This is a genomic window from Microvirga sp. P5_D2 (genome assembly GCF_054049475.1).
Map to the genome: position 1 here is coordinate 42,238 of NZ_JBFUMH010000005.1, position 25,457 is coordinate 67,694.

Annotated in this window: 32 protein-coding genes; 22 read left to right on the forward strand and 10 right to left on the reverse strand. The window is 62.9% G+C overall.

Annotation, left to right across the window (positions count from 1 at the left end; genetic code table 11):
* The first annotated feature begins 20 nt into the window (after nucleotides 1-20).
* Complete coding sequence (locus ACXJKO_RS03435; protein ID WP_457089676.1) at nucleotides 21-1,235, forward strand: glycoside hydrolase; 1,215 nt, start codon at nucleotides 21-23, stop codon at nucleotides 1,233-1,235.
* Nucleotides 1,236-1,268: 33 nt separating this feature from the next.
* Here the strand turns inward: ACXJKO_RS03435 and ACXJKO_RS03440 are convergent, their stop codons facing one another.
* Nucleotides 1,269-2,564, reverse strand: a complete 1,296-nt coding sequence (locus tag ACXJKO_RS03440; protein ID WP_457089677.1) for an MFS transporter — start codon at nucleotides 2,562-2,564, stop codon at nucleotides 1,269-1,271.
* Nucleotides 2,565-2,624: 60 nt separating this feature from the next.
* Entirely contained in the window at nucleotides 2,625-3,227 is a 603-nt protein-coding gene (locus ACXJKO_RS03445; RefSeq protein ID WP_457089678.1) for a TetR/AcrR family transcriptional regulator, read from the reverse strand.
* Nucleotides 3,228-3,330: 103 nt separating this feature from the next.
* On the opposite strand from ACXJKO_RS03445, the gene ACXJKO_RS03450 reads away from it, so the two are divergent.
* From ACXJKO_RS03450 to ACXJKO_RS03460, 3 genes are all read left to right on the forward strand, one after another.
* A complete protein-coding gene (locus ACXJKO_RS03450; RefSeq protein WP_457089679.1) occupies nucleotides 3,331-4,161 on the forward strand; it encodes an SDR family NAD(P)-dependent oxidoreductase in 831 nt (276 codons plus the stop codon).
* A gap of 239 nt (nucleotides 4,162-4,400) precedes the next feature.
* Nucleotides 4,401-4,865, forward strand: a complete 465-nt coding sequence (locus ACXJKO_RS03455; RefSeq protein ID WP_457089680.1) for a carboxymuconolactone decarboxylase family protein — start codon at nucleotides 4,401-4,403, stop codon at nucleotides 4,863-4,865.
* Nucleotides 4,855-5,757, forward strand: a complete 903-nt coding sequence (locus ACXJKO_RS03460; protein WP_457089681.1) for a sigma-70 family RNA polymerase sigma factor — start codon at nucleotides 4,855-4,857, stop codon at nucleotides 5,755-5,757. The genes ACXJKO_RS03455 and ACXJKO_RS03460 overlap by 11 nt, the downstream gene beginning before the upstream one ends.
* 22 nt (nucleotides 5,758-5,779) lie before the next feature.
* Here ACXJKO_RS03460 and ACXJKO_RS03465 read toward each other — a convergent pair whose 3' ends face one another.
* Complete coding sequence (locus ACXJKO_RS03465) at nucleotides 5,780-6,208, reverse strand: translation initiation factor 2 (protein ID WP_457089682.1); 429 nt, start codon at nucleotides 6,206-6,208, stop codon at nucleotides 5,780-5,782.
* 163 nt (nucleotides 6,209-6,371) lie between these two features.
* Here ACXJKO_RS03465 and ACXJKO_RS03470 point away from each other — a divergent pair, with 163 nt between their 5' ends.
* Nucleotides 6,372-6,623, forward strand: coding sequence for a DUF6894 family protein (locus tag ACXJKO_RS03470; RefSeq protein WP_457089683.1), 252 nt, complete (start codon nucleotides 6,372-6,374; stop codon nucleotides 6,621-6,623).
* 9 nt (nucleotides 6,624-6,632) lie between these two features.
* On the opposite strand, the gene ACXJKO_RS03475 is transcribed toward ACXJKO_RS03470, so the two are convergent.
* The 4 genes from ACXJKO_RS03475 to ACXJKO_RS03490 all read right to left on the reverse strand — a co-directional run bounded on the left by ACXJKO_RS03475 (nucleotide 6,633) and on the right by ACXJKO_RS03490 (nucleotide 9,999).
* A complete protein-coding gene (locus ACXJKO_RS03475) occupies nucleotides 6,633-7,130 on the reverse strand; it encodes a hypothetical protein (protein ID WP_457089684.1) in 498 nt (165 codons plus the stop codon).
* 156 nt (nucleotides 7,131-7,286) lie between these two features.
* Nucleotides 7,287-8,081 carry a heme ABC transporter ATP-binding protein gene (locus tag ACXJKO_RS03480; RefSeq protein ID WP_457089685.1) on the reverse strand — a complete coding sequence of 265 codons (795 nt, stop codon included), beginning with the start codon at nucleotides 8,079-8,081 and terminating at the stop codon, nucleotides 7,287-7,289.
* A complete protein-coding gene (locus tag ACXJKO_RS03485; protein ID WP_457089686.1) occupies nucleotides 8,078-9,151 on the reverse strand; it encodes a FecCD family ABC transporter permease in 1,074 nt (357 codons plus the stop codon). The genes ACXJKO_RS03480 and ACXJKO_RS03485 overlap by 4 nt, the downstream gene beginning before the upstream one ends.
* On the reverse strand, nucleotides 9,148-9,999 hold the full coding sequence (locus ACXJKO_RS03490) for a heme/hemin ABC transporter substrate-binding protein (RefSeq protein WP_457089687.1): 852 nt from the start codon (nucleotides 9,997-9,999) through the stop codon (nucleotides 9,148-9,150). The genes ACXJKO_RS03485 and ACXJKO_RS03490 overlap by 4 nt, the downstream gene beginning before the upstream one ends.
* Nucleotides 10,000-10,367: 368 nt before the next feature.
* Between ACXJKO_RS03490 and ACXJKO_RS03495 the strand changes: the two genes are divergently transcribed.
* The 5 genes from ACXJKO_RS03495 (at nucleotide 10,368) to ACXJKO_RS03515 (ending at nucleotide 12,993) form a co-directional block, all read left to right on the forward strand.
* Nucleotides 10,368-10,712 carry an antibiotic biosynthesis monooxygenase family protein gene (locus ACXJKO_RS03495; RefSeq protein ID WP_457089688.1) on the forward strand — a complete coding sequence of 115 codons (345 nt, stop codon included), beginning with the start codon at nucleotides 10,368-10,370 and terminating at the stop codon, nucleotides 10,710-10,712.
* Complete coding sequence (locus ACXJKO_RS03500; RefSeq protein WP_457089689.1) at nucleotides 10,705-10,869, forward strand: hypothetical protein; 165 nt, start codon at nucleotides 10,705-10,707, stop codon at nucleotides 10,867-10,869. Before ACXJKO_RS03495 ends, ACXJKO_RS03500 begins: the two co-directional genes overlap by 8 nt.
* A gap of 89 nt (nucleotides 10,870-10,958) precedes the next feature.
* The gene (locus tag ACXJKO_RS03505; RefSeq protein ID WP_457089690.1) at nucleotides 10,959-11,204 is read left to right on the forward strand and encodes a ChuX/HutX family heme-like substrate-binding protein; all 246 of its coding nucleotides are present in this window, start codon (nucleotides 10,959-10,961) and stop codon (nucleotides 11,202-11,204) included.
* 29 nt (nucleotides 11,205-11,233) lie between these two features.
* A complete protein-coding gene (locus tag ACXJKO_RS03510) occupies nucleotides 11,234-11,998 on the forward strand; it encodes a HugZ family pyridoxamine 5'-phosphate oxidase (RefSeq protein ID WP_457089691.1) in 765 nt (254 codons plus the stop codon).
* Nucleotides 11,999-12,048: 50 nt separating this feature from the next.
* Complete coding sequence (locus ACXJKO_RS03515) at nucleotides 12,049-12,993, forward strand: YihY/virulence factor BrkB family protein (RefSeq protein ID WP_457089692.1); 945 nt, start codon at nucleotides 12,049-12,051, stop codon at nucleotides 12,991-12,993.
* Between the two features lie 12 nt (nucleotides 12,994-13,005).
* On the opposite strand, the gene ACXJKO_RS03520 is transcribed toward ACXJKO_RS03515, so the two are convergent.
* A complete protein-coding gene (locus ACXJKO_RS03520) occupies nucleotides 13,006-13,164 on the reverse strand; it encodes a hypothetical protein (protein ID WP_457089693.1) in 159 nt (52 codons plus the stop codon).
* A 233-nt stretch (nucleotides 13,165-13,397) separates the two neighbouring features.
* Between ACXJKO_RS03520 and ACXJKO_RS03525 the strand changes: the two genes are divergently transcribed.
* The 3 genes from ACXJKO_RS03525 to ACXJKO_RS03535 all read left to right on the forward strand — a co-directional run bounded on the left by ACXJKO_RS03525 (nucleotide 13,398) and on the right by ACXJKO_RS03535 (nucleotide 16,791).
* On the forward strand, nucleotides 13,398-13,892 hold the full coding sequence (locus ACXJKO_RS03525) for an Hsp20 family protein (protein ID WP_457089694.1): 495 nt from the start codon (nucleotides 13,398-13,400) through the stop codon (nucleotides 13,890-13,892).
* A gap of 76 nt (nucleotides 13,893-13,968) precedes the next feature.
* Nucleotides 13,969-14,487 (forward strand): Hsp20/alpha crystallin family protein, encoded by a 519-nt coding sequence (locus ACXJKO_RS03530; RefSeq protein WP_457089695.1) that lies wholly within the window; start codon nucleotides 13,969-13,971, stop codon nucleotides 14,485-14,487.
* 216 nt (nucleotides 14,488-14,703) lie between these two features.
* Nucleotides 14,704-16,791 carry a PQQ-dependent sugar dehydrogenase gene (locus ACXJKO_RS03535; RefSeq protein ID WP_457089696.1) on the forward strand — a complete coding sequence of 696 codons (2,088 nt, stop codon included), beginning with the start codon at nucleotides 14,704-14,706 and terminating at the stop codon, nucleotides 16,789-16,791.
* Between the two features lie 45 nt (nucleotides 16,792-16,836).
* Here ACXJKO_RS03535 and ACXJKO_RS03540 read toward each other — a convergent pair whose 3' ends face one another.
* On the reverse strand, nucleotides 16,837-17,388 hold the full coding sequence (locus ACXJKO_RS03540; RefSeq protein WP_457089697.1) for a sigma-70 family RNA polymerase sigma factor: 552 nt from the start codon (nucleotides 17,386-17,388) through the stop codon (nucleotides 16,837-16,839).
* A 373-nt stretch (nucleotides 17,389-17,761) separates the two neighbouring features.
* Here ACXJKO_RS03540 and ACXJKO_RS03545 point away from each other — a divergent pair, with 373 nt between their 5' ends.
* The 9 genes from ACXJKO_RS03545 to ptsN all read left to right on the forward strand — a co-directional run bounded on the left by ACXJKO_RS03545 (nucleotide 17,762) and on the right by ptsN (nucleotide 24,648).
* Nucleotides 17,762-18,136 (forward strand): response regulator, encoded by a 375-nt coding sequence (locus tag ACXJKO_RS03545; protein WP_457089698.1) that lies wholly within the window; start codon nucleotides 17,762-17,764, stop codon nucleotides 18,134-18,136.
* 87 nt (nucleotides 18,137-18,223) lie between these two features.
* Nucleotides 18,224-18,700, forward strand: a complete 477-nt coding sequence (locus ACXJKO_RS03550; protein WP_457089699.1) for a hypothetical protein — start codon at nucleotides 18,224-18,226, stop codon at nucleotides 18,698-18,700.
* A 224-nt stretch (nucleotides 18,701-18,924) separates the two neighbouring features.
* Nucleotides 18,925-19,539: a ribonuclease D gene (locus tag ACXJKO_RS03555; RefSeq protein WP_457089700.1), complete on the forward strand. Its 615-nt coding sequence runs from the start codon at nucleotides 18,925-18,927 to the stop codon at nucleotides 19,537-19,539.
* Nucleotides 19,540-19,602: 63 nt separating this feature from the next.
* Nucleotides 19,603-20,391, forward strand: a complete 789-nt coding sequence (gene lptC / locus ACXJKO_RS03560; RefSeq protein ID WP_457089701.1) for an LPS export ABC transporter periplasmic protein LptC — start codon at nucleotides 19,603-19,605, stop codon at nucleotides 20,389-20,391.
* Nucleotides 20,388-21,008, forward strand: coding sequence for an LptA/OstA family protein (locus ACXJKO_RS03565; protein ID WP_457089702.1), 621 nt, complete (start codon nucleotides 20,388-20,390; stop codon nucleotides 21,006-21,008). Before lptC ends, ACXJKO_RS03565 begins: the two co-directional genes overlap by 4 nt.
* 55 nt (nucleotides 21,009-21,063) lie before the next feature.
* A complete protein-coding gene (lptB, locus tag ACXJKO_RS03570) occupies nucleotides 21,064-21,906 on the forward strand; it encodes an LPS export ABC transporter ATP-binding protein (RefSeq protein ID WP_457089703.1) in 843 nt (280 codons plus the stop codon).
* A 96-nt stretch (nucleotides 21,907-22,002) separates the two neighbouring features.
* Complete coding sequence (gene rpoN, locus ACXJKO_RS03575; RefSeq protein WP_457089704.1) at nucleotides 22,003-23,427, forward strand: RNA polymerase factor sigma-54; 1,425 nt, start codon at nucleotides 22,003-22,005, stop codon at nucleotides 23,425-23,427.
* Between the two features lie 89 nt (nucleotides 23,428-23,516).
* Nucleotides 23,517-24,086 (forward strand): ribosome hibernation-promoting factor, HPF/YfiA family, encoded by a 570-nt coding sequence (gene hpf / locus ACXJKO_RS03580; protein ID WP_457089705.1) that lies wholly within the window; start codon nucleotides 23,517-23,519, stop codon nucleotides 24,084-24,086.
* 103 nt (nucleotides 24,087-24,189) lie between these two features.
* The gene (gene ptsN / locus ACXJKO_RS03585; protein WP_457089706.1) at nucleotides 24,190-24,648 is read left to right on the forward strand and encodes a PTS IIA-like nitrogen regulatory protein PtsN; all 459 of its coding nucleotides are present in this window, start codon (nucleotides 24,190-24,192) and stop codon (nucleotides 24,646-24,648) included.
* 6 nt (nucleotides 24,649-24,654) lie between these two features.
* Here ptsN and ACXJKO_RS03590 read toward each other — a convergent pair whose 3' ends face one another.
* Nucleotides 24,655-25,389 carry an SIMPL domain-containing protein gene (locus tag ACXJKO_RS03590; RefSeq protein ID WP_457089707.1) on the reverse strand — a complete coding sequence of 245 codons (735 nt, stop codon included), beginning with the start codon at nucleotides 25,387-25,389 and terminating at the stop codon, nucleotides 24,655-24,657.
* Between the last annotated feature and the right edge of the window lie 68 nt (nucleotides 25,390-25,457).

A 25,457-nucleotide genomic window follows, 5' to 3' on the forward strand; every position in this document is an offset into this window, starting at 1 on the left:
AAACAAAGGGGAAAAGCGGGATGTTTCGAAGCTTCTTCTTGGCCGGGTTCGAAGGCTCCACCGGCTATAACCGCCACGGACATTGGTTCGATCAGGTCATCGCGACAGGGCATGACCAGACGGTGAATGAGGATTACCGGCAGCTTGCGGAACTCGGCCTTCACGCCGCACGTGAAACCATCCGCTGGCCCCTGGTGGATCTCGGTCGCGGACGATACGATTTCTCCACGGTCGCGCCCTTCGTCGAGGCGGCGCATCGCCATGGGGTGGAAGTGATCTGGGATCTCTTCCATTACGGCTATCCGCAGGGGCTCGACCTTTGGGGCGAAGAGTTCCCCAGACGCTTCGCCGATTACTGCTATGCGGTTGGCCGCTATATCGCGCGGCATACGGATGGCCCTTGCGCTTTCACGCCGATCAACGAGCCGTCCTTCATGGCTTATGCGGCCGGAGAGAAGGGGCTGTTTGCTCCGCATGTGACCGGGCGCGGCTGGGACCTCAAGGTGGCGCTTTCGCGCGCGGCCATCGAGGGCATCAATGCTTTATGGGCCGCTTGCCCCGGAGCGCGCATCGTCAATGTCGATCCCTTGTGCCGCGTAGCCTCACCCCACGGCGCGCCGGAGCTCGAGGAGGCGCGCGACTTCAACGACCGCCTCGTCTTCCAGAGCTGGGACATTCTCTGCGGACGGCTCCTGCCAGAACTCGGCGGCAGCCGCGCGCATCTCGATGTGGTCGGCATCAATTATTACTGGACTAACCAGTGGGAATGGGGCGCCGCGCCGCTCGAGGACGGTGTCGTTCCGCCGCTTGCCGATGACGATCCGCGCCGGTGGTCCTTGAAGCGCCTCGTGCGCTCAGTCTGGGAGCGCTATGGCGGCGAGGTGATGATCACCGAGACCAGCCATATCGGGGACAATCGCGGACGCTGGCTGCGGGAGGTGGCGGATGAATCCGAGACACTTCTTCTCGACGGCGTCCCGATCCGCGGCGTCTGCCTTTATCCCATCCTCGGCATGCCTGAATGGCACGACCCCGAAATCTGGACGCCGATGGGCCTCTGGGACCCTGTCTGCCATCGTGATCCGTGCGGCGAGCGATTGATCTGCGGGCCAATGCTCGAAGCGCTGCAATCCGTCCGCCATGTGGACGAACTCCACCACGCCTTGCGTGCCCGCCAGGGCAAGGCTCGTGCATCGGAGAGAAGAGGAATGCGCAGGCAAGTGGCGGCAGAGTAGAGTTCCGCCACCAAGCTGCACGTTGGATATTCCTCAACCCCTCGCAGGAGCAGCGGCGGCCAGAGGCTGCCTCTCTTCTTCACTTTTCAGGGTGAGGACCAGCGACGCTGCGATGAGGCAGAGACCGCCTGCGGCAAAGAACGCCGGAAGATAGCTGTCGAGGGCGGTGCGTGAGAGACCGCCGCCGAAAGCGGCTGTGGCTGCGCCGAGCTGGTGGCCTGCGAAAACCCAACCGAAGACGAGATTGGCCCGCTCGCGACCGAATTTCGCCGCCGTCAGCTTCACGGTCGGCGGAACGGTGGCGATCCAGTCGAGGCCATAGAAAACCGCAAAGAGTGAAAGACCGTAGAACGTGAAATCGGTGAAGGGCAGATAGAGAAGCGACAGGCCGCGCAGCCCATAATACCAGAAGAGAAGCCAGCGGTTGTCGTAGCGGTCCGACAGCCAGCCTGATCCCACCGTTCCGAAGAAATCGAACACGCCCATCATGGCGAGCACGCTCGCCGCGCCCACCGCCACCATGCCGTAATCCGCGCAGAGCGGAATGAAGTGCGTCTGGATGAGGCCGTTGGTGCTGGCGCCGCAGATGAAGAAGGTGCCGAACAGAACCCAGAATTCCCGCGTGCGCGCCGCGTCCTTCAGCGCTGCAAAGGGAGAGATTGCGGCGGATGTTGGAGCTGGCGCAGCCTGTCCCGGCTTCTCGCCGTAAGCGGCAAGGCCGACATCCGATGGCCGGTCGCGCATGAGCGCGAACACGAAGAGCGCCGCAACGACGAGCAGGCTGCACATGATCGCCGTGGCCGAGCGCCATCCCATCTGCTCCGTGAGATTGGCGAAGAGCGGCAGGAACAGGAGCTGGCCCGTCGCGGAGCTTGCGGTGAGAAGGCCGATCACCAATCCGCGCCGCTCGGAAAACCACCGCGTCGCGACCGTCGCGCCGAGCACGAGGGCCATGAGGCCCGTGCCGAAGCCGACCACGACACCCCACAGCAGGATGAGCTGCCACACGTGTGTCATGGCAAGCGACAGCAGCAATCCCACTGCGATCAGGGAGAGACCGAAAAGGACGATCCGCCTGACGCCGTAGCGGTTCATCAGGGCGGCGGCGAAGGGGCCCATGAGCCCGAAGAGAAGGAGGCGTACCGCGAGCGCACCCGAAATCTCCGCCGTCGCCCATCCGAATTCCTGCTGCAGCGGCAGGATCAGGACACCCGGTGCGCCCACCGCTCCGGCAGTGACGAGCATGGTGAGAAACGTCACGCCTGCGACGACCCAGCCATAGTGAATATTGCGGCGCGCCAGCAGCGTGGCGACATGCGACGAGATCATGGAGGCGAGTCTTTCAGTTCGGTTGAAAGCGATGGGTCATGTCGTGGAAGGGGTGGAGGCTCACGTCTCCCGCTCGTCACGGGCAAGCTTCAGGGCCGCTTCCTGTCCCGATTGCAGGATCGCCTCCGATGTCTCTGGATCCGTCGCGACGCGCGCAAGCTGCAGCGTGCCCATCATCAGGCCGAAGATCGCATAGGCTCTTTCCCGACGTTTCTTCTCCGGGAGTGTCAGCGGCAGTTCGGCGGCGATGATGGCGGTGAGCGCCTCTGCTCCCGATGCCATCACATCGCGAATTGTCGGATCGTTTCGCGCCACCTCCGGCGCGAGAGCCGCCATCGAGCAGCCCGCATCGGGCCGGTCACGGTGCAGGGGGCGCAGGTAGAAGCGCAGGATCGCCGTAAGCACGTCCTCCCCGTTCTCCCGCGCGGTCTGCGCCTCCTTGAGCCAGGTATTCCTGCTGTTGTCATGGGAGGCCGAGAGGGCTTCGCGGACGAGATCGTCCTTGGATTTGAAATGGGCGTAGAACCCACCATGGGTGAGCCCGGCATCGGCCATGAGACCGGCGACCCCAGTGCCCTCGATGCCGTTGGCCCGAAACTGCCGGGCGGCAACGTCGAGCACCCGTTTGCGGGTCTGTTCCTTATGGCCCTTCTCGTAACGCATGGCTGAACCCCATTGAAAGCGGCCTTTACATTATGCTCATCATATCATATGTCAAGTATCATATTAACGCGTCACATATCGCTTCCGACAAAGGATTCAGGACATGGCACAAGGATTGGGAACGGCGCTGATCACCGGCGCATCCGCGGGAATCGGCGCGGTCTATGCGGACCGCCTCGCGCGCCGCGGCTACGACCTCGTGCTGGTCGCACGGGACGAGGCCAAGCTGAATGCGCTTGCTGCCCATCTGAAGGCCGAGGCCGGCGTCAAGGTAGAGGTTCTGCGCGCCGATCTCGGCGAAGCCGAGGATGTTCGAACGGTCGAAACCCGGCTGCAAGGCGATGACATCACCCTGCTCGTCAACAATGCGGGTGTTGCCGTGGCCGGTTCGACCATCGACATGGATGCGGAACGTCTAGAAGCGATGATCCAGCTCAACGTGGTTGTCGCCACACGACTCGCCCGGGCCGTGGCGCCGGGCCTGGCCCAGCGGCGCAGGGGCGATATCATCAATATCGCATCCGTCGCGGGCCTTCGCGGCGACCAGCCCGCCATAAGCGTGGGCTACAGCGCCAGCAAGGCCTATCTCCTGGCCTTCAGCGAAGGGCTCGACAGCGAGCTCGCACCCTATGGCGTGCGCGTGCAAGCCGTCCTGCCGGGCGCGACCCGCACCGAGCTCTGGGCCAAGGGCGGCATCGATATCGATACCCTGCCGCAAGAGGCCGTGATGAATACCGGCGACATGGTCGATGCCGCCCTTGCCGGTCTCGACCTGGGAGAGCGCGTGACGATTCCCGCGCTGCCGGACATCGCAGACTGGAACACCTACAAGGCCGCCCGCGCCACGCTCTTCCCCAATCTGTCCCGCCGCTTACCGGCAGAGCGTTATGCTCGCAGCGGTACAGCCAGCCCTTCGGCGCGGCGCGCATCCTGATCTCATAGTGTCCGGCGACCATCATCGAAGCGGGCGGAACCCTTCAAACGGTTCTGCCCGCTTTTGCGTGTCCCGAAATTTTTTCGTCGCATCATGTCACACGGCCGAAGCGTGGATCGTCATTGCGGTGAGGCACGGCCAACTGAATGGATCATCCATCTCGCCACCGCCGTGTCCGATGTCACATCCGGCACCGCCATCTCGTCATGAAGGCGTGCCCTGATCCAACGGAGACGACGATGACCCAGCGACTGGCAAACCCCTTCAAGACGGCCCCGGAACCCATCAAGGCCATGATGGCGCTTGAAACAACCCTCGCCAATAGCGGGCTGGATCACAACCTGCTGGAGCTGGTGAAGCTGCGCGCCTCGCAGATCAACGGCTGCGCCTATTGCATTCACATGCATGTGACGGATCTGCGCAAGCATGGCGAGAGCGAGATGCGGCTTCACCTTCTCAGCGCATGGCGGGAATCCTCGTTCTTTACGCCGCGTGAGCGTGCAGCTCTCGGCTGGACCGAGGCGCTCACCCGGCTTGCGGAAACCGGCGCGCCGGATGAAGATTACGAGGCCCTGAAGGCCGAGTTCACCGAGGTCGAACAGGTCAACCTGACCCTTGCCATCGGCAGCATCAATGTGTGGAACAGGCTGCAGGTCGGGTTCAGGGTCGCGCATCCGAAGGACGAAGCACGCCATGCTGCCTGAGCAGGCCACGGAACTCTTCGAAGCGCACCGCCACCGGCTGGTGCGCCTCGCCTATCGCATGCTCGGCTCGCAGGCGGCGGCCGAGGATGTGGTGCAGGAGGCATGGCTGCGCTGGCAGCAGGCGGATCATGCGGAAGTTCGCGAGCCCGGCGCTTTTCTGTCCCGCATCGTCACGCGGCTGTGCCTGGACGAGATGAAATCGGCACGAGCGAAGCGCGAGCTTTATGTGGGTTCCTGGCTGCCCGAGCCACTCGTCGAGACCGACGAGGAACCGATCGATCCCGCCGATCTCACGATGACGTTGATGCTGGCGCTCGAGCGGCTCTCGCCGCTGGAGCGCGCAGCCTTTCTGCTTCACGACGTGTTCGGCCTGCCGCTGAACGAGATCGCCACGACCCTCGACCGGGAGGCCCCGGCGGTGCGCCAGCTCGCCTCACGGGCGCGCAAGCACGTGCAGGATGCCCGTCCGCGCTTTCCCGTGTCCCGCGACGAGGGAGACCGCATCGCCCAGGCCTTCTTCGCGGCGGTGAGCAGTGGCGATGTCACCACGCTCAAGTCCATGCTCGCGTCGAATGTCGTCATCCAATCCGACGGCGGCGGCAAGGTGCTCGCCTTCATCAATCCGATTGCGGGCGTCGAGCGCGTGCTCCGGCTCTACCGCAACCTTCATCGCAAATTCGGGAATGATGGGGCGAGGCTCGTCAGGCCGATCCGGATCGATGGGCTGCCGGGCTATATCAGCCACGAGCGAGGCGACGTTATTCAGACGACGGCCTTCGCCATCGAGGACGGCCTCATCACCAACATCTACATCACGCGCAACCCCGACAAGCTCCACCACGTGGTGGAGCTTTTATCGGACAAGGACGGAACGACAGGCCGCACGCAATGATGATTTGAACAAGCGGCTTTCGTCACACGCGCGGAACACGCGTTCGGCGAGCGCGCGAACGGCCCATCGGCGCGAGTTCGATATGGGCGGGATTGGGCGTGTGGTCGAGCATGGCTCCGTTCGCCGCATCGATGACAAGACCCACGGAGCCGCCGGGAAGCACCGCATTGCCRATCACGCCGGGAGCAGCCTTCTCGGTGAGCGCCGTCTTCACGAGCACGGAGCCCTGGCGATATCCCCTGGCCTCGGCGAAGGCGGTGAATTCCGTCTTGCGGTTGACGGTGACGACGCAGGGCGATTTCGGGCATGTGTGCCCGAGTGAAGTCCAGATGCGCGCCGAGGCCGGCGCGGACGTGATCGTCACGGGTTCTTCCGTGCCACGCGTCACTGTATTACACGCCGTCAGCGACAGAACCGCTCCGACCGCACATCCCACAACCCTGATTTTCATGAATGCTTCCTGCCCGCAGAGAAAATATGACCTATGTCATCAGCAGGTAGCGTTCACGGTTCAGTTTGCCAGGGCCGACACGAAGCACCACTTGAACGGGACGAGCCGTGAGAGGAAACTGCCTGTTCCTAATCCCTCGCAGGCCCAGCCACAAAGGGTGACCATGCCGCATTACTACTTCAACCTGCATCTCAGTGGGGATGTTCTCGCCGATCCCGAAGGCCAGGAGCTTCGCGATGCCGATCAGGCTTGGGAGCTGGCGCAGGCCATGGCCCATGGCCTGATGGAAACAAAATTCGAAAGGCCGGTGAACTGGGCCACGTCCCATATCGAGGTGAAGGACGAGGAAGGTGAAATCATCCTGGAATTCCCCTTCCTCGAAGCGATCCAGCTGAAGCCGCCGCCCCATCATTAGCGGGCTGTCTTATCGGCTGTCAGGCTGCGCCGCCTCGTCATAGATACCGCGCAGCAGGAAGCCAATGTCCTGCCTGTCCACGTGGCCGATGCCGGGCAGGCGGCCTTCGTCGAAGCGCAGGCTCTTGGTCTCGGGCTTGTACTCGACGGAGAGGGAAATCTTGTCCTGCTGTCCCTGCTCCTCGCATTCGATGGTCTGGAGGCCGGTATTGCGGGTCGCGGCGTCGAACCGGCAGGACAGCTTGCTGTCCTCGATCCAGCGATAGAACGCCCTGATGGGGCCGAGCGTCAGCGGCTCGCTCTGCCAGGGCGCAACGACGATCACCTGCGTGTCGGGCGGAAAGCTCAACGAGGTCCATTGCACGGCTGCACGCTCGGGCGACAGGAAAACTGTTGCATCCTTGACGGGCGTCATCCTCTGGCGATCGAGGGCGGCGGGCGTATCCGCGAAAGCAGGCCACGCCGCCAGCCAACCGGCCGCCGCGATGCCGCAGGGCCACGATCTCAACAATGTCCGCACGACGCCCCCGCCGCCCGGCCGGTCTGTCGCGTTCTTTGATGACGCAATCCGTGGCCTGGGTTGATGGCGGGAAGCTTATGCGTTGGTTGACGTAGCGGCAATGTCCTCGCTGCAACAGGTCCCAGCGATTCTTGGGAATAAGGTTTACAATTCCGCCTGCGCCAGACGCCAGGGCACGGGCGGGAGCTGCCCTGCATTCACCACCACGCCGAACACCGCCGCGAGGCGCTCAGGGGTCAGCACCGCATGGGGCGCTCCCCGCGCGACGAGGCGGCCTTCGTCCATGAGAATCATGTCATCGCCGATGCCGACCGCAAGCTGGAGGTCATGCAGCACGGCCACGACCGTCAGGCCGTCATGAGTGAGTTCTCGTGCGGTCTCCAAAAGGGCGAGCTGGTGCTTCAGGTCGAGGTTGGCGATGGGCTCGTCGAGAAACAGAACCTGACGGGTCTCGACCGTGCGTCCCGCCGCAAGCTGCGCGAGCACGCGGGCAAAATGCACGCGCTGGCGCTCACCGCCCGACAGGGTCTGATAGTTGCGTCCGGCAAGATGCGCCACATCGGCCCGGTCGAGGGCATGAAGGGTAAGCCGCTGGCGGTCGCTGCGGGAAAGGCCGCGCCCGATACCTTCGACGCCGAGGCTCGCGACCTCGAAGGCGGTGAAAGGGAAGCTCAGTTCCGAGGCCTGGGGCATCACCGCCCGCGCATGGGCGAGACGCCAGGCGGAGATTGCGGTGAGCGGTCGCTCCTCCAGCAGAACCGCGCCTTGGCTTGGCGTGAGTTCCCCGCACAGGAGACGCATCAGGGTCGATTTTCCGGCGCCATTAGGCCCGACGACGATGGTGAAGGAGCCCTGGGCGATGACGAGATCGATCTCCGCCACCAACGCGCGTCCACCACTGCGATAGGTGACGCCGCTTGCTTCGAGGATGGGGCTCATAGCACCAAGCCTCCCTTGCGGCGAAGCAGGAGCCACAGGAAGAACGGCGCGCCGATGGCGGCGGTGAGAATGCCGATGGGCAGTTCCGCCGGAGCCGCTGCGGTGCGCGCGACCGTGTCTGCGGCAACGAGCAAGGACGCGCCGAGCAGCGCGGAGGCAGGCAGAAGCATACGGTGGTCCGCGCCCGCGATGAGACGCAGCACATGCGGCACGACGATGCCAACGAACCCGATCATGCCTGCGCAGGCGACCGAAGCGCCGACGGACACGGCCACGAGCAGGATCGCGATTGCCTTCACCCGCTGCACCGGCACGCCGAGATGAAAGGCTTCCGCCTCGCCAAGCGACAGGGCGTTGAGGCCGCGCGCGAGAAAGGGCGTTGCGAGAAGCGTCGGCAGGATGAGCGGTGCCGCGGCGGCGACCTTGGTCCATGTCGCGCCGCTCAAGGAGCCGAGCGACCAGAACGACAGGTCGCGCAATTGCCGGTCGTCGCTCAGGTAAGCGAACACGCCCATGAGCGCGCCGGACAAAGCGCCGAAAGCGACGCCCGCCAGCAGCATGGTCGCAATCGAAGTGCGACCGCTGCGGGTGGAAACGACATAGAGCGCGAGCGTGGTCAGCAATCCGCCGAAAAACGCCCCGATGGGCAGCGCGCTGAACGGCAGGGGACCGATGAGCGGCACGAGGAATGCATCGCCCAACGTGATCGTCGCCGCTGCCGCGAGCGCCGCGCCGGCGGACACGCCGACGAGGCCGGGATCGGCCAGCGGATTGCGGAACAGTCCCTGCATCAGCGCGCCCGAGGAGGCCAGCGCCGCGCCGATGAGCAGGCCGAGCAAGAGGCGCGGCAGGCGCACCTGCAGGATGATGAGCGCATCGCCGCCCGTTGCCGCCACCTGTCCCGCAAGCGCATCGATGATGATGGTGAGAACCCGCGAGGCGGGCACGCCCGTTGCACCGAGGCTCAGCGCGGCGAGGCTGACGATCACGAGCAGAAGGGCGAGCACAGGCATCAGCGCCGCCCTGCGGTTTCTGGTCGGCAGCGCCGCGTTCAAGGCCATGGATGTCATGGCGTCTTTGCGGGATGGAGCGCCGCCATCAGGTCCCGCGCCGCCTCGGGCGTGCGCGGCCCGAAGCCGAGAAGATAGAGCGCATCCATCACCACGAGCCGACGCTTCGCGGCGGCAGGCGTTCCGGCGAAGGCGGGAAGCGCGAACAGATCGGGCGCCGCGCCGCCGGGGCCGCGATCCATCATGACGATGGCATCGGGCGCCGCCGCGATGATGCCTTCATCCGAAAGAGGTTTCCAGCCGGAGAGCGAAGAAGCGACGTTCGTCGCGCCGGCCAAGCCCAGCATCGCATCCGCCGTGGTGCCCTGGCCGCCGACGAGCGGCCGGCCGTTCTGGAGCGAGAGCACGAAAAGTGCGCGGACGCTCAGGTCGACCTTCTTCTTGTCCTCGGACAGGCGCGCGAAACCTTGCTCGATTTCTCCAGCAAGGGCTTTCCCGCGCTCGGAAGCACCGACCGCCTGCGCGACCATCTCGACCCGGCGCACGATGCCCGCCACGCTCGGGTCATCGGGGACGCGGATGATCGGCACGCCCGCCTGCTCGACGAGGCGCAGGGTGTCCGGAGGGCCTGACCCTTCGGAGGCAAGAACGAGGGTGGGATTGAGCGAGAGAATGCCCTCGGCACCCAGCGCGCGCATATAGCCCACGTCCTTCTTCGTCTTAAGCGCGTCGGCCGGAAACTGGCTGGTGGAATCCACACCCACGATGTCCTGATCGAAGCCGAGGCGGTAGAGAATTTCGGTGACCGCGCCGCCGATGCTCACGATCCGGCGCGGAACCTCGGCGCGGACCATGCGCGGCAGGATGAGAACGGTGGGCGCCAGAAGAAGAGAGCGTCGCGACAGCATCTGAATGGTCCTCCTCGGTGAGAATGAGCTTGCCGGTTCCGCGGTCGGTCAGAACAAGCAAATTCCCCACGGGTCTCCAGTTTTTACTGGTTCTAAACAAGATTTAACTTGGCGGCTGCATGTATTCGCAGTTTAGAATGATGTAAAACTGCGTTTTCATCAGCCGATATTGACGCAGTTACTTGATTTGGATAGCGGATGCAAACCCCTCCTGTAAGGAATGCGAGGCGCCAGCCCGGATGGTCTGAAGATCGACATGAAAGACTGGGATCGTCAGTGTGATGAAAGGTCTGCACATAAGCCTTGCGTAACCTTGTCCTTCTTGCTCCCGCGCCCCCATCTCGAAATTGAAAAGGAAAGAGACATCCATGTTCATCGCCATGAACCGCTTCAAAGTGTTGAAGGATGCTAAGGAAGAATTCGAGCAGCGCTGGCTCGGCCGGGACAGCCACCTGAACGAGCTGGAAGGCTTCGTCGAGTTCCATATGCTGCGCGGGCCCGAGCGCGAGGACCACGTTCTCTATTCCTCGCATACGGTCTGGAAATCCCGCGAGCATTTCGAGGCCTGGACGCGCTCCGAGCAGTTCCGCGCCTCGCATACCCGCTCCAGCACCGGTTCCAACAAGCCGCTCACCCTCGGCCATCCGGAATTCGAAGGCTTCGAGGTGTTCCAGACCATCCACAACACGGTGAAGGATGGCGCCCATGAATGACGTCCGCGAGCTGATCCGGCAGGACCTCGCGGAGAAGCCCGACGGCGTTCTCGAGACCATCGCCGAGGCGCGCGATGTTCCGCTCCAGGATGTGCTTGATTGCCTACCGCCGGAAGCGGCTGTGCGGATTGCCGGAAGCCTGTTCGAAGAGGCGTAGCGGGACCTGACGGAATGGGGCGAGATCACCTTCATCGTTCACACCCGCGACGGCGTGTTCGAGACGAAGGGCTCCGTAGCGCCGGCACCATGGGCCGGGGCTATTTCAACATCCACGGCGACAGTCCCATCGGCGGGCACTTGCGGGCCGACCGTTGCCGCTTCATCTACTTCATCGACCGGCCTTTCTTCGGCAAGCGTTCCTGCTCGGTGCAGTTCGTGAACGAGGAAGGCGGGGTGATGTTCAAGATCTTCGTGGGCCGCAACGAGGATCGGAGCTTGAAGGCAGACCAGCTTGCCCGGTTCGAGGCGCTTAGGGAACGCTTCGGCCGGTAAGGCTGAACGCGGAAGAAGGTGAGGCCGCCATGGAAAAAGCACCCCTACAGGACCCGATCCTGCCGGTCGATGACGAGGCCCGCCATCTGGCAAAGCGCCTGATGCGCACCGCGCGTTTCGGCGCTCTCGCCACCAACGATGCGACAAGCGGCATGCCGTTCTCCAGTCTCGTGGCGGTGGGCACGGATCTCGATGGTTCGCCCATCATCCTGACATCGAAGCTCTCCGTGCATACGCGTCTGCTTGAAGCGGACCCGCGCTGCTCGCTGCTTCTCTCCACCATCGGCAAGGGCGATCCGCTCGCCCATCCGCGCCTGACACTGCTTGCGAAGGCCAAGCGGCTGGAGCGCTCCACTGATGATTCCCAGAAGATCCGCCGCCGCTACCTGATGCAGCATCCGAAAGCCGAGCTCTATGTGGACTTTCCGGATTTCGCGTTCTGGCGCCTGAAGGTGGAAGCGGGCAGCCTCAACGGCGGCTTCGGCCGCGCCTATCGTATGGGGCGTGAAGACCTTCTCACCGATACCTCCGGCTTCTTCGATTTCTACGATTTCGAGGCCGGCGCCATCGAGCACATGAACAGCGATCACGCCGATGCGGTCGCGCTCTATGCCGAGAAGCTGTGCGGCGCTCGGGCAGGGGCCTGGCACCTCATCGGCATCGATCCGGAAGGGCTGCAGCTGGCGCTCGGCGACGAAATCCTGCGCTTACCCTTCCCGAGGGCGCTCACCGGCCCGCATGAATTGCGCCCAATGCTTATGGTGCTGGCGCAGGAGGCGCGGGAGAAGGCCTGAATGCCCGGCCAGACATAGAGGTGAGACCATATTGGGCCTTGCCAGGACGTGTGCTTGATCGCATCAAGGTCACATTGTCACCAAGGCCGATCATTCGCTTCATGCTGCTTGCCGCCCTCCATACCCGCGCCCGCTCCGTCCTGGCGCCCCTTGCCGACGCGGCGTCGAGCTTTTCGCGCAATGACGGGCTGGCGATGGCGAGCCATGTGGCGCTTTCCCTCGTCATCGCGCTGTTTCCGTTCCTGATCTGCGTGGCGGCGCTGGCGGCTTTTCTCGGCGCGGGGCGCATCTCCACCCACATCGTCCATATTCTCTTCGATTTCTGGCCGGAGGGTGTTGCAGGGCCGCTCGCGAAGGAGGCCGATAAGGTTCTCGTGCCCCGCAGGGACGTGCTGACGATCAGTATTCTCGTGACTACGCTGGTGGCCACCAACGGCGTCGAGAGCATTCGCGTCGCCCTGTGCCGCGCCTATGGGGTGGGCCGCTCCCGGCCTTGGTGGCTGGCGCGGCTGATCGGCGTGGGCTTCATTCTGGTCGGCGCCAGCGCGCTCGTGGCGGCTTCGTTGCTCGTGGTGCTATGGCCCTCGTTCTGGCGCAGCGCCGTCACCTACATGCCGGATCTCGGCACCTTCCGCCCCACCTACGACGTGGTGCGCTATGTACTCGCCTCCATCGTGCTGGTCGTGGGCCTTGCTGCTACGCATATCGGCCTGCCCGATGCGCGTCCGCGCCTGCGGGACGTGATGCCCGGCATCGCCGCCACTCTCGTCCTGTGGCTTGCCGGCGCGACGCTTTACGGCGAGTTCCTGGCGAACGTCACCCATGTGAAGGCGACTTATGCGGGTCTGGCGGGCATTCTCACCGCGCTCATCTTCCTGCAAATCTCCGCCGCCATCTTCATCTTCGGCGCCGAACTCAATGCGGCTCTGCGCAGAAGCAAGGATGCACGAGCCGAGGCGCCGCTGCCTGTGGCTCTCGAGGCGGAAGCTGTCTGAAGGATCTGCCGCTCAGCTTACACCTTCATCCTGTTTCTTCTCGCAATCCCGTTTCGGCGTCTGCTGTGGAGATTTCTGCTGGGCAATGGTCGCGTCCTCGGCGAGCGGTGCGGCGAAGGCCGATGGTGCGGCGAAGGTCATCAGGACGGCGAGGGAGATTGCGCGAAGCATGATCTGTCGTTCCTTCATCGATGTGGGGAGATGCTAGCCCTGGACGAGACGCATGGCCAGCCTGTGGCGGATCACGGATTCTTGCGCCGCAAGGGACGAAAAGAGCCTCTTGAAAAGGACGCAAAACGCTCCTAAAATTCGAACTTGCCAAGGCCTTTCAAAGGCTTGGGTATACGGGCGCCGGCAGGTGTCCGGCGCTCTTGTGGTTACGTTGCTCAACGGAGGATGTAGCTATGAGATCAGCTTTCGACTTCTCGCCCCTGTACCGCTCGACGGTCGGCTTCGACCGGCTGTTCGACCTGCTCGATCAGAACGCACAGATCGAGCCCATGACCAACTGGCCGCCCTACAACATCGAGAAGCTGGGCGACGACCAGTACGTCATTACCATGGCCATCGCGGGCTTCTCGCCTGACGAGGTCGAGATCACGCAGAAGGAAAACCTGCTCCTCGTCTCCGGCCAGAGGAAGAGCTCGGAGGAGGGCAAGCAGTACCTGCATCGCGGCATTGCGACCCGCACCTTCAAGCAGACCTTCAACCTCGCCGATCATGTGAAGGTCACGACGGCCACGCTCGAAAACGGCTTGCTCACTGTCGCACTCAAGCGCGAGGTGCCCGAGGCCTTAAAGCCTCGCCGCATCGAGATCGCCTCCGGCGCCAAGCCGCAGGGAAAGACGATCGAACACGACAAGCAGCCGCAGCAGATCGAGCATACCAAGGCGGCGTAGCACTCCCATGATGACGAAGCGGCGCCGGAATCATCTGGCGCCGCGACCTCTGGTTCAGGCAAAAAGGAGGATAGCGATGAATATGCGCGATCTGATCCCATGGGGCCGTAACCAGCAGACGGTCCCGCACCGGTTCCGCGAAGAGAGCGATCCTTTCATGACTCTGCATCGTGAAATGAACCGGCTGTTCGACGATGTTTTCCGTGGCTTCGACATGCCCTCTTTTGGCGGCATGAGCCGCGCGGGAGTGGGCTGGCCGCATGTGGAAGTCGTTGATAACGACAAGGACGTGTGTATCTCGGCGGAACTGCCCGGCATGGAGGACAAGGATGTCGAGGTGTTGATGCAGGATGGCGTTCTCACCATCCGCGGCGAGAAGAAGTCCGAAATCGAGGACAAGGAGCGCGCTTTCAGCGAGCGCGCCTATGGCCGCTTCGAGCGGCGCATCCCGCTCGCCTGGGAGGTGGAGGAGGACAAGATCGAAGCCTCCTTCAAGAACGGCGTCCTTATCATCACTATGCCCAAGGCGCCCCAGGYGGCTGCTCAGGCGAAGCGCATCGCCATCAATCGCGAGGATGATGCGACCAAGCATTAACGGATGAACCTTTAACTGGGGCCCACGTGAGTGGGCCCCTTTTGATTTGCCCTAAGGTAATCTGCCCTAAAGGAAATTCAGTATCGCCGGCGATTTTGTCGGGATTGATTGGTTCAAGATAATAAACCTAAAGGCTTAGATATAACGTATAATGTATCGGGATAACGTTTAATGCTATTGCCAAGGTCGTGGGGGCATCCAAGCAAGGAAATGCCCATGACCAACAAACCCGTCATCAAAGGTGACAACGGATCAAACTCGCTTCTTGGGGGAGAAGCGGATGAGATCATTTACGGCTTCACGGCACATGCCGCCGGATCGTCGATCTCGGCAACGAAGATCGCATCGTACACGCCAAGCCCAACGGGATACCCTGTTCCCCTGACCGTAACAGCGCCGTCGGACGACCCCGATCATCTCTTCATTGTCGATCGCAAGGGCATCGTGAAGGTCATGGACCTCGCGGCCGGAAAGATGCTCGGTACGAACTTCATGGACCTGTCCTCCGAGATCCCGCTCACCGGCGAACAGGGCATGCTGGGATTCACGTTCGATCCGAACCATGAAGAGAACGGCCACGTCTTCGTCTATATGAGCACCCATTCGGGAGACGTGGAAATCCGCCGCTATACGACATCCGCGAACGATCCCTATGCCATCGATCTCAGCAGCAAGCATATCGTGAAGAAAATCGATTTTCCGGATGGTGTCACCCGCCATCGCGGTGGTTGGATCGATTTTGGACCTGATGGAAATCTGTATGTCAGCATCGGTGATGGGGGCAATGGAGCCAATGCCCAGCGGCTGACCAATCCACTCGGCAAGGTCTTACGCATCAATGTGAATGGAGATGATTTCCCGAACGATCCCGACAGGAACTATGCCATTCCTCTGGACAATCCGGCTGTCATCGCCGGCATTGCGGGAGATGCCAGAGGCACCGGCATCTATGCGGCGGGTCTTCGCAATCCCTGGAAGGGAAGTTTCGATCGCGCGACGGGTGAGCTCTACGTCTCCGATGTGGGAGAAAGTACCGCGGAAGAGATCAATCTGATCAAAGCCGGCGCCAATTACGGCTGGAGCCTTACTGAAGGACACTTCGATCCGGCGCAATTCCCGGATTACACGAACCCGATCCATGACTATGGCCGCGCGGTTGGAACGACCGTAGTGGGCGGTTACGTGTATCGGGGCCAGGAAGACGCTTTCCACGGTCAGTATATTTTCGGTGACCTGAACAAAACCAAAGTATGGTTCATGGATCCCAACAACCCGACGGCTGGAACCATGGATATCACCGCAAGCCTGGGAGGCCTTGTGGGACGTGGGAAAAACCCGATGGTCTTCGGGGAGGATGCTCTCGGCAATCTCCATCTCGCCACGGCGAGCGGCGAGATCCTCAGACTGACTCCGCAAGCCACATCTCTCGATGAAGCCGACGTGATCGACGCCGGCGGCGGCCATGACGTCATCTATGCCGGCGCGGGCAACGACAAAGTACTCGGCGGAACGGGTAACGATACGCTCAACGGCATGGCCGGCGACGATGCTCTCGACGGCGGCACCGGAGTGGATCGCCTCGTCGGCGGGCTCGGCAACGATTCATATGTGGTCGATCATGCCAAGGACGTCGTCCTCGAAAAGGCAGGCGAAGGAAAGGATACGATCCGCACCAAGGTCAGCTATGTCTTGAAGGACACCATGTCCATCGAGGTGTTGTGGACGACGAACACCGCCGGCACCGCATCCATCGATCTGACCGGCAACAAGCTGGACAACCAGATCTCCGGCAATGCGGAAACCAACGTGCTCTCCGGTCTCGGCGGCGCGGACATCATCCGGGGCTTGGGCGGAGATGACGTAATCAATGGAGGCGAAGGCACCGACGACCTGCATGGCGATGCCGGAAGCGACCGCCTCGACGGTGGAACCGAGAACGACAAGGTGGAAGGCGGCGCCGGCGCCGATCGCCTGACCGGTGGCGCGGGAGCCGACACTTTTGTGTGGCTCTCGACGACGGATACGAGCACTATTGTCTTGGAGGCCGATCTCGTTCTTGATTTCGATGCCGCCCAAGGAGATCTGCTGAGCCTAGTCAACATCGATGCGCGCGAGGATCGGGAGGGCGCCCAGGCCTTCACCTTCCTCGGCAATGCGGCCTTCACCCATGCGGGACAGATTCGCTACGAGGTCGTGGGAAATGAAACGCTCGTTTATCTCAACACGGACATCGATCTCGAAGCAGAAGGCGTGATCCGGCTGACGGGTATCCATGCTCTCTCTGCCGAGAGCTTCATTCTCTGAGAATATGGAACGTCACTGCTTATTGGGRCAGTGACGTTCCCTTTCCTATGGAGACATATGCATGTAGAGCGCGGCCTGCACCAGGCGATCGGGGCCGAGATCTTCGTGAGTGTCGAGTTTCAACAATTCCGCCAAACGCCGCCGCGCGCGATTGATGCGGCTTTTGATGGTGCCGATATTGGTGCCGCAGATCCGTGCCGCGTCTTCATAGGTGAGGCCTTCGGCGGTGACGAGCAGAAGCGCCTCGCGCTGATCGATGGGCAGCTTGGTGAGAGCCTCCAGCATGTCGCCGAAATCGAGGTGCGATATCTGCTCCGGCAGCACCGCCACCTTCTCGGCCCACGCGCCTTCGGGATCTTCGACTTCGCGCTTGCTGCGGCGCGCCTGCGTGAGAAAATCGTTGCGCAGGATGGTAAAGAGCCAGGCCTGCATGCTGGTGCCGGGGGTGAACTTGTCGAGATTGCTCAAACCCTTCAACAACGCGCCTTGAACGAGATCGTCGGCGCGGTCGATACTGCCTGAAAGAGAAATCGCGAAAGCACGCAGATGCGGAATGGCGGCAAGCATCTGCTGCTTCAGGGGTGTCTCAGCCGCCATACCGCTCCCTCCAACTCAGACCGAAGCAGACGTCCGTTGGGATGCCGGTGCATTAACCTATGTGAACCCAAACCGCGATTGTGAGTCCGTTCCGGACGCTGGGAATTATGGCTCAATTGCTTCCGGGCAAGATCTGCATGGCGCTGTCTCGTGACGTTCATCACACGTCTTTGACCGATTCCTCGTGCCGCTAATTCACATGAGTGAATGTGCGGACGGATCTTTGATGTAAGATCGCGTTGCAGATGCCGGGGACGTGATTCGTCCAGTTTTACTGGAATGGCGTCTCTGCCTTGCATCGCGCTTTAAGTGGTTTTCGCCAACTTGATGTGGGTGATGGCACTCGATGGACTCGACGCTTCAGCCTCGCTGCATGATCGTAGAAGATCAGACCGTGATCGGAATGTCGCTGGAAGACCTGCTCAATGACATGGGCTTTCTGGTGCAGGGTCCGTTCATGAGCAATGTGCAGGCTTTGCACTGGCTTGAAAACGAAACACCGGACATCGCGTTGCTCGATTTTATGATCAAGGACGGAACGTCGCTCGAGACCGCGCGCGCCCTGAAGAACCGCAGCATCCCCTTCGCGATCTATTCCGGCCTTTCACCGCAGCTCGATTGTCCGCCGGAGCTGCATGACGTGCCGTGGCTGGAAAAGCCCATGAGCGGCGAGGTTCTGGCGGCCATGCTGACGGAAATCGCGGCGCCCCGAGCCGTTGCCCGCTCGGCGGCGGAATCGAAAGCCTGACCTTGCGGCGCACATGACGCGTCAAGACAAAGGCGGAACATCGCGGCTCGGCAGGCCGTTATCCTCCAGATTGTCCTGGAGGACACTATGCGTACTTCGTTGAAGACCCTGCTGGCTGCGGCCCTGGTTTTCGGTGGCGTTACCGCGCTCGAACCCACGAACGCCTCCGCTCAGCCCGGCTGGGGACCTCGCGCACCTGAAGGTGATACCTATGCACCGAGATACGGTGGCCGGGCCTATGGCTATGGCCCGCCGGGCGCTTATCGCGGTTACCGTGGCGGTTATGGCTATCGTCCCGCTTATTACGGGCGCCGCTATTATGGCGGTTCCCCTTATTACGGATACAGGCGTGGCTATTACAACGGCGGTGCCGTGGCCGCCGGTGTGGTCGGCGGGCTGGCGCTAGGCGCCATCGCGGGTGCTGCGAGCAATCCGTACTATTACGGCTACGGCCCGGCTTACCGACCCGCCTACTATGCTCCTGGCCGTTGCGTCGTAGAGCGCCGGCGGGTGGTGAACCGCTATGGGCGCGTGGTCTTTCAACGGATTCGAACCTGCTATTGATGCGCCTTGCCGAACGAGCCTTGGAAAGCCCCGTCCCGTACGGGRCTTTCTCGTTGGTTGATGCCATCTTGAAGACAGGCTACAGCCCGTGCCATCGTTCCAAGAGCCGTTTCCACGAAAGCGGAAACGGCTCTCGTCTTGGTTTGCCGCATTTCTTGCGGTGAACCGGATTCACTTCGCCTCAAAATGCTCCAGCCGAAGATGCGGCCAGCACCGGACACCCCATGACCACGCGATTTCATCGCGGCGACCTGCCCGCGAACTACAAGCCCGGCCCCGCGATCGCCGTCGATACCGAGACGCTCGGCCTCAACCCCCATCGCGACAGGCTCTGTGTGGTGCAGATCTCGAAGGGCGATGGGGATGCGGATGTGGTGCAGATCCTGAAGGACGGCCCCAGGCCCGAGAACCTGATCCGGGTGCTCGCCGACGAGAGCGTGCTCAAGATCTTTCATTATGCCCGTTTCGACTTGGCCGTTCTTTTTCACGCTTTCTCGAGCATGCCCCGCCCCGTCTACTGCACCAAGGTCGCCTCGCGGCTTGTTCGCACCTATACGGACCGGCACGGCCTGAAGGACCTCACGCGGGAGCTTTTGAGCGTTGAAATCTCGAAGCAGCAGCAATCCTCCGACTGGGGCGCCGACACGCTGACCCAGGCCCAGCTTGATTATGCAGCCTCCGACGTGCTCCACCTGCATGCGCTCAAAGAGAAGCTCGACCGCATGCTGGAGCGGGAAAACCGGCTCGGCATTGCCCATCAATGCTTTTCGTTCCTCCCGACCCGTTCTCAGCTCGACCTGCTGGGCTGGGCGGAGACCGATATTTTCGCGCACAGTTGACGCAGGCTTAAACTTTCCACCATAAACCTTATATCCGTCATGACATCGCCATCACCATCCTGCATGGCGCCGTACCGTGAGACGGAAGAGGTTTGGATCATAGTGGCGGGACTTCAGGGCAGCACATTGCAAGGTGGCCCGGCCTCAAGGCCGGCTGTGCGCACGCGCGCCTTCAACAAGGCGAAGCGCCATTCGCGCTGGGTGCGTTTCGCCAAGTTCGCCATTCCCTTGGGATCCCTGATCGGCATTGGCGCGGTCGGCCTCGTGGCCTATCTCGACCCTTTCCGGAAGATCGAGAACCTGAGCTTCGGCGCGGTCGGAGTGAGCGGCACCAACGTGACCATGGAAGCCCCCAAGCTCACCGGCTTCAAGAACGACAACCGCCCCTATGAGGTGACCGCCAGCGCCGCCACTCAGGATGTGCGCAAGCCGAATTTCGTGGAGCTGAAGGATCTGCGCGCCCGCATCGTCACGGACGACAAGGGTAGCGTGGCCAATCTCGAAGCTTCCATCGGCATTCTCAACACCCAAAAAGAGCAGATGAACCTGCGCAAGGACGTGAAGGTGGTGACCGATTCGGGCCAGCAGGTCATGCTCCGCTCCGCCTTCGTGGACTTCAAGTCCGGCACCGTCGTGTCGAACGAGCCCGTCACCGTGCTTCTCGGCAGCAATGGCGAGATCCAGGCCGAGGGCCTGCGCGTCATCGACAACGGCAAGCAGATGTCCTTCAAAGGCCGCGTGCGCACCACGTTCCAGCCCGCCGCCGACAGCTCCGGCTCTCCCGCTTCCCCCAATTCCGCCAGCACGGCCGCCCCAGCGCCTGCGGCCCAACCCACAAGTGTCCGTCCATGATGAGCTTCACCCGCGCCGCGCTCGTTCTCGCGCTTGCCCTCCCGGCCTCTGCCGCTCTTGCTCAGGCATCGAAGGAGCGCGCGGTGGGCTTCGGCAATTTCGGCTCCAGCAAGGAGCCGATCAAGATCGACGCCAACAAGCTCGACGTTTACGATAAGGAAGGCCGCGCCGTCTTCACCGGCGACGTGGTGGCGGTGCAGGGCGAGAGCACCATGAAGTGCTCGCTCATGACCGTGTTCTACGAACAGAACCGCGACCAGCAGGGCGGCGCGCAGCCGGCGGCGGCGCCTGCCGGGCAGGGGCCCAGCGAAAGCGCGATCAAGAAGATCGACTGCACCGGTCCCGTCACCATCGTGTCGAAGACCCAGGTCGCCACCGGCGACAACGCCACCTTCGACCGGAGCGCCAACAAGATCCTGCTCATCGGCAACGCCACCCTGAGTGACGGCCCTAACGTGACCAAGGGCGAGCGCGTAACCTATGACATCAATACCGGCGTCGCCAACATCGACACCAAGCCCGGCGGGCGCGTCCGGGCGCTGTTCGTGCCCGGCCAAGGCGCACCGGCCCCCACGGGCGCCGGCAACGCCAAGCCGAAGAACCCGGCGACGAACTGAGGATGGACCGCAAGTCCGTCCGTCCTCCGATCACTCTTTCGCGATTGTTCCAGTAGTGAAGTCCCTTTTCAACCGCACCCAACCCGGCGCCTCGAATGTGAGCCTCCTGGACCGTGTTCCGGCTAGCTCCGGCCCCGTATCCTTCCGCAGCCAGGATGGCTCCGTCTTCGGCGGACCGGGCGTCCTGGCCGTCAAGGGCCTGCAGAAGAGCTATCGCGGCCGCACCGTGGTGCAGGATGCGGGCCTCAACGTGCGCGCCGGCGAGGCGGTGGGCCTGCTCGGCCCCAACGGCGCGGGCAAGACCACGATCTTCTACATGATCACCGGCCTCGTCTCGGCGGATCGCGGCGTCATCAGCCTCGACGGGCATGACGTGACGGGTCTGCCCATGTATCGCCGCGCGCGCCTCGGCATCGGCTATCTGCCGCAGGAAGCCTCGATCTTCCGCGGCCTGAGCGTGGAGGACAACATCCGCGCCGTGCTCGAAATCGTGGAGCCGAGCCGCAAGGAGCGCGAGCGCAAGCTCGACGCGCTTCTCGAAGAGTTCAACATCGCACGCTTGCGCAAAGCGCCCTCCATCGCCCTCTCGGGCGGTGAGCGCCGCCGCTGCGAGATCGCCCGTGCGCTCGCTGGCGAGCCGACCTTCATGCTCCTCGACGAGCCCTTCGCCGGCATCGATCCCATCGCTGTGGGCGACATCCAGAACCTCGTCCGTCACCTGACCCGACGCGGCCTCGGCGTGCTGATCACGGATCACAACGTCCGCGAGACCCTGGGCCTCATCGACCGGGCCTATATCATCCATTCCGGCCGGGTGCTGACCGAAGGTTCCCCAGACGCGATCGTGTCCAACGAGGAAGTGCGCCGCCTCTATCTCGGCGAGGATTTCCGTCTCTGACATCAGGACGATTGACCTTTTGACGGAACGGCAGGCATCGGCGTAAAAAAGGAAAGGCATGCAAGGAGCGTGCCGGAAACGTCGCTGGGTGCCGTGATGAGTTCGATGCAACGGCTTGAGCTGCGCCAGGGCCAGTCCCTGGTCATGACTCCCCAGCTCGTTCAATCCATCAAATTGCTGCAGCTGTCGCATGCGGAACTAGCGGCCTATGTGGAGGCTGAGCTGGAGCGCAATCCGCTGCTCCAGGAAGGCGATGCTAATAGCGATGCGCCTGCGCCGAGCCTTGCCGATTTCCTGCGCGCCAAGCAGAAATACGAGGAAGCCGGTCCCCGGATGGTGCCCGGCCCCCCGCCGCTGCGGGGTGAGGCGGTCGCGGGCGCTGCCGCGCAGGCCCCCGCCGGTCATGCCGAGCTGAAGCCCGAGCTGGAGGCTTCCATCGCAGGCTCGCAGAGCCTGACCGACTATCTCGAGGGCCAGCTGGACTTGGCGTCCGCCGATTCGCGCATCCGAGCCATCGGCCGCCATCTGATCCACAATCTCAGCGAGGCCGGCTACCTCACCGAGGATCTCGCCGAGCTTGCCGCCCGCCTCGATGTGCCGTTGCAGGAAGCCGAGACGGCGCTCCGCCTGATCCAGACCTTCGAGCCTTCCGGCGTGGGCGCACGGGATTTGCGGGAATGCCTGGAAATCCAGCTTAGAGAACGGGATCGGTTCGATCCGGCCATGGGGGCCCTGCTGGGCCGCCTTGATCTTCTCGCCAAGCAGGATTTTACGACCCTCCAGAAGCTCTGCGGCGTCGACCGGGAGGATCTGGCGGACATGATCGCCGAAATCCGCCGCCTGGAGCCCAAGCCCGGTCTCGCCTTCGTCTCCGCGCCGGTCCAGGTTCTCGTGGCCGATATTTTAGTGCGGCCCTCGCCCGACGGCAGTTTCATCGTGGAGCTCAACCCGGACACCCTGCCGCGTATCCTGCTCAACCGCTCCTACTATACCGAGGTCGCGAAGGCGGTCCGGCGCGACGAGGACAAGACCTTCCTGTCCGATTGCCTCCAGTCTGCGAGCTGGCTCACCCGCAGCCTCGACCAACGGGCCAAGACCATCCTGAAGGTCGCGACCGAGATCGTGCGCCAGCAGGAGGGCTTCTTCAGCGACGGCGTCGCGGCTTTGCGCCCCATGACCCTGAAGAGCGTGGCGGAAGCCATTGGGGTACACGAATCGACCATTTCCAGGGTTGCCGCCAACAAGGCCATCGGCCATGCGGGCGTGACCCGTTCCATGAAGTTCTTTTTCAGTTCGGCTACCGGCGAGGGCGAGCATTCCGCCAAGGCGGTGCGCCACAGGATCAAGCAGCTGATCGACGCGGAGGCGTCGGAGGATGTGCTCTCCGATGAGGCACTTGCCCAGAAAATGAAAGCCGAGGGCATCGATGTGGCCCGCCGCACGGTCGCCAAATACCGGGAGGCCTTGCGGATCCCGTCCTCCGCCGAGCGCCGGAGGCGACACAAGTACAAGGCCTCATGATGAACTTCGCGAAACGCTTGCATTGCCGATGAGGACGGTCATCATCGGCTCATGACCCCAACAATCGGGGCAACCAGGAGGGAAACGCCATGACGCTGAGGGTATCCGGCAAGAATCTCGATATAGGCGAGGCTCTTCGTGGCCAGGTTCAGGACCGTGTGGCGGGGGCCATGTCGAAATATTTCGACGGCGGCTATACCGGCCATGTGACGGTGGCCCGCGACGGCGCCGGCTTTCGCACCGATTGCGTGCTCCACCTCGCCTCCGGCATGACGCTCGAAGCCTCCGGCGCGGCCCAGGATGCCTATTCCAGCTTCGACCAGTCGGCGATGCGAATCGAAAAGCGCCTGCGCAAGTACAAGCAGCGCCTGAAAGGCCATGCCGTGCCCAATGGCGGCCGCGAGACCGGCCTGGAAGCGCCCTATGCGGTGCTGGAATCTCCTACCGACGAGGCGGTCGGGGAGGAGGCCTACCACCCCATCGTCATCGCTGAGACCACGAAGCCGCTGCATCGCCTCTCGGTCAGCGACGCCGTGATGAATCTCGATTTCACGGGCGCGCCCGCCCTTGTGTTTATCCACGCTAGCACCGGACGCGTGAACGTCGTATACCGCCGCGGCGACGGAGCGATCGGCTGGGTTGATCCGCCGCCCGCTTAAGCCATGAAGGGTAGCCCGATCTTGAAGGGTAACTCTCTTGGCCTGGTTTTTGCCTGGAACGGTTGGAGGCCTGAAGGCTTCACACCATAATGCAGCGTGATCGATGCCCTTGCTGGATTTTCTTGACCCCCAGGCCGTTCTCCCCGCCTTACGCGTGAGCGGCAAGAAGCAGGCCCTTCAGGAGCTGGCGGCCCATGCCGCTCGCCTGACGGCCCTGCCCGAGAACGCCATCTATGAGGCGCTGCTTCAGCGCGAGCGCCTCGGCTCGACCGGAATCGGCGAGGGAATCGCCATTCCCCATGGGAAGATGCCGGGTCTGACCCGTATCTTCGGCCTCGTCGCGCGAATGGAAAAGCCGATCGACTTCGAGGCCCTGGATGACCAGAAGGTCGATGTTCTCTTCCTGCTCTTGGCGCCCGAAGGGGCGGGAGCCGACCATCTCAAGGCCCTGGCGCGGGTCGCGCGGGTACTGCGCGAGCCCGGCCTCATCGAGCGGGTGCGCGCCACCAAGGACGCGACAGCCCTCTACGCCATCATGACCGAGATGCCCAAAGCGGCTTAAGAGCGCTTAGGGCTTCTCGGCGATCTCCCACACCATCTGGACATTGGCCGTGTAGCGCAGGGTCGCGGGCGGCACGATGGGCGCTTCCATGGGGGCGGCCTTGGCCATGGTACGCATCTGCGCGCCATCATTGAACTCTGCCGCATAGGGCTGAGCCGAGCCGTCACCGATGGAGAGCAGCTTGCCCAGGCCCACGCCTGCGGCATCCGCATAGAGCTCAGCCTGACGCCGGGCATCCTTTATGGCGGCGCGGCGGGCCGCATCGCCGCCCTCTTCCTGCCGGTTGAGGCCGAAGGAGACGGACTGGAACAGCATGTTGCTGCCGGATAGGATCTCGCCCGCGATGCGTCCGACGCCGTCGAGATCGGTAATCTTGATTCGCAGGCGGTGCTGGGCCGTGAATTTCGGCACCTTGATCTCGGCGCCGTTCTTGTCCGTGCGGATCGGCGTCTCGAAGACCTGGAAGTTCTGGGTGCGCACGTCGTCCTTCTTCACGCCGAGCGCCTCGATGCGGGCGATGGCGGCATCCGACGATTTCTTGTTGTCGGCGACCACTTTCGGCACGGTATCGCCTTCGGTTTCCACCATGACGACGATGGTGGCGAAATCCGGCTTCAGCTCGGCTTCTCCCGTTCCCATGACGCTGATGGTAGGTTGGCGGGGAGCGGTGGGTGCCTGAGCGAGCGCCGGGGCGGCAAGGCCGAGAGCGGCGGCGAAGGCGAGTGTGTGGGCAAGGCGCATGATCGTAACGTCCTTCGAAAACGACAACTCCGCCCGGAGGCGGAGTTGAAAGGGCATTACATCTTGTC

Bases quoted from the DNA above. Each gene is read 5' to 3' on its own strand.
- ACXJKO_RS03535 (WP_457089696.1), top strand. From the start codon at position 14,704: ATGACCAACAAACCCGTCATCAAAGGTGACAACGGATCAAACTCGCTT.
- ACXJKO_RS03470 (WP_457089683.1), top strand. From the start codon at position 6,372: ATGCCGCATTACTACTTCAACCTGCATCTCAGTGGGGATGTTCTCGCC.
- ACXJKO_RS03520 (WP_457089693.1), bottom strand. From the start codon at position 13,164: ATGCTTCGCGCAATCTCCCTCGCCGTCCTGATGACCTTCGCCGCACCA.
- ACXJKO_RS03500 (WP_457089689.1), top strand. From the start codon at position 10,705: ATGAATGACGTCCGCGAGCTGATCCGGCAGGACCTCGCGGAGAAGCCC.
- ACXJKO_RS03510 (WP_457089691.1), top strand. From the start codon at position 11,234: ATGGAAAAAGCACCCCTACAGGACCCGATCCTGCCGGTCGATGACGAG.
- lptC (WP_457089701.1), top strand. From the start codon at position 19,603: ATGGCGCCGTACCGTGAGACGGAAGAGGTTTGGATCATAGTGGCGGGA.
- ACXJKO_RS03480 (WP_457089685.1), bottom strand. From the start codon at position 8,081: ATGAGCCCCATCCTCGAAGCAAGCGGCGTCACCTATCGCAGTGGTGGA.
- ACXJKO_RS03550 (WP_457089699.1), top strand. From the start codon at position 18,224: ATGCGTACTTCGTTGAAGACCCTGCTGGCTGCGGCCCTGGTTTTCGGT.
- ACXJKO_RS03545 (WP_457089698.1), top strand. From the start codon at position 17,762: ATGATCGTAGAAGATCAGACCGTGATCGGAATGTCGCTGGAAGACCTG.
- ACXJKO_RS03460 (WP_457089681.1), top strand. From the start codon at position 4,855: ATGCTGCCTGAGCAGGCCACGGAACTCTTCGAAGCGCACCGCCACCGG.
- ACXJKO_RS03490 (WP_457089687.1), bottom strand. From the start codon at position 9,999: ATGCTGTCGCGACGCTCTCTTCTTCTGGCGCCCACCGTTCTCATCCTG.
- ACXJKO_RS03565 (WP_457089702.1), top strand. From the start codon at position 20,388: ATGATGAGCTTCACCCGCGCCGCGCTCGTTCTCGCGCTTGCCCTCCCG.
- ACXJKO_RS03450 (WP_457089679.1), top strand. From the start codon at position 3,331: ATGGCACAAGGATTGGGAACGGCGCTGATCACCGGCGCATCCGCGGGA.
- ACXJKO_RS03445 (WP_457089678.1), bottom strand. From the start codon at position 3,227: ATGCGTTACGAGAAGGGCCATAAGGAACAGACCCGCAAACGGGTGCTC.
- ACXJKO_RS03590 (WP_457089707.1), bottom strand. From the start codon at position 25,389: ATGCGCCTTGCCCACACACTCGCCTTCGCCGCCGCTCTCGGCCTTGCC.
- ACXJKO_RS03555 (WP_457089700.1), top strand. From the start codon at position 18,925: ATGACCACGCGATTTCATCGCGGCGACCTGCCCGCGAACTACAAGCCC.
- ACXJKO_RS03540 (WP_457089697.1), bottom strand. From the start codon at position 17,388: ATGGCGGCTGAGACACCCCTGAAGCAGCAGATGCTTGCCGCCATTCCG.
- rpoN (WP_457089704.1), top strand. From the start codon at position 22,003: ATGAGTTCGATGCAACGGCTTGAGCTGCGCCAGGGCCAGTCCCTGGTC.
- ptsN (WP_457089706.1), top strand. From the start codon at position 24,190: ATGCCCTTGCTGGATTTTCTTGACCCCCAGGCCGTTCTCCCCGCCTTA.
- ACXJKO_RS03495 (WP_457089688.1), top strand. From the start codon at position 10,368: ATGTTCATCGCCATGAACCGCTTCAAAGTGTTGAAGGATGCTAAGGAA.
- ACXJKO_RS03440 (WP_457089677.1), bottom strand. From the start codon at position 2,564: ATGATCTCGTCGCATGTCGCCACGCTGCTGGCGCGCCGCAATATTCAC.
- ACXJKO_RS03505 (WP_457089690.1), top strand. From the start codon at position 10,959: ATGGGCCGGGGCTATTTCAACATCCACGGCGACAGTCCCATCGGCGGG.
- ACXJKO_RS03525 (WP_457089694.1), top strand. From the start codon at position 13,398: ATGAGATCAGCTTTCGACTTCTCGCCCCTGTACCGCTCGACGGTCGGC.
- ACXJKO_RS03435 (WP_457089676.1), top strand. From the start codon at position 21: ATGTTTCGAAGCTTCTTCTTGGCCGGGTTCGAAGGCTCCACCGGCTAT.
- ACXJKO_RS03485 (WP_457089686.1), bottom strand. From the start codon at position 9,151: ATGACATCCATGGCCTTGAACGCGGCGCTGCCGACCAGAAACCGCAGG.
- ACXJKO_RS03455 (WP_457089680.1), top strand. From the start codon at position 4,401: ATGACCCAGCGACTGGCAAACCCCTTCAAGACGGCCCCGGAACCCATC.
- hpf (WP_457089705.1), top strand. From the start codon at position 23,517: ATGACGCTGAGGGTATCCGGCAAGAATCTCGATATAGGCGAGGCTCTT.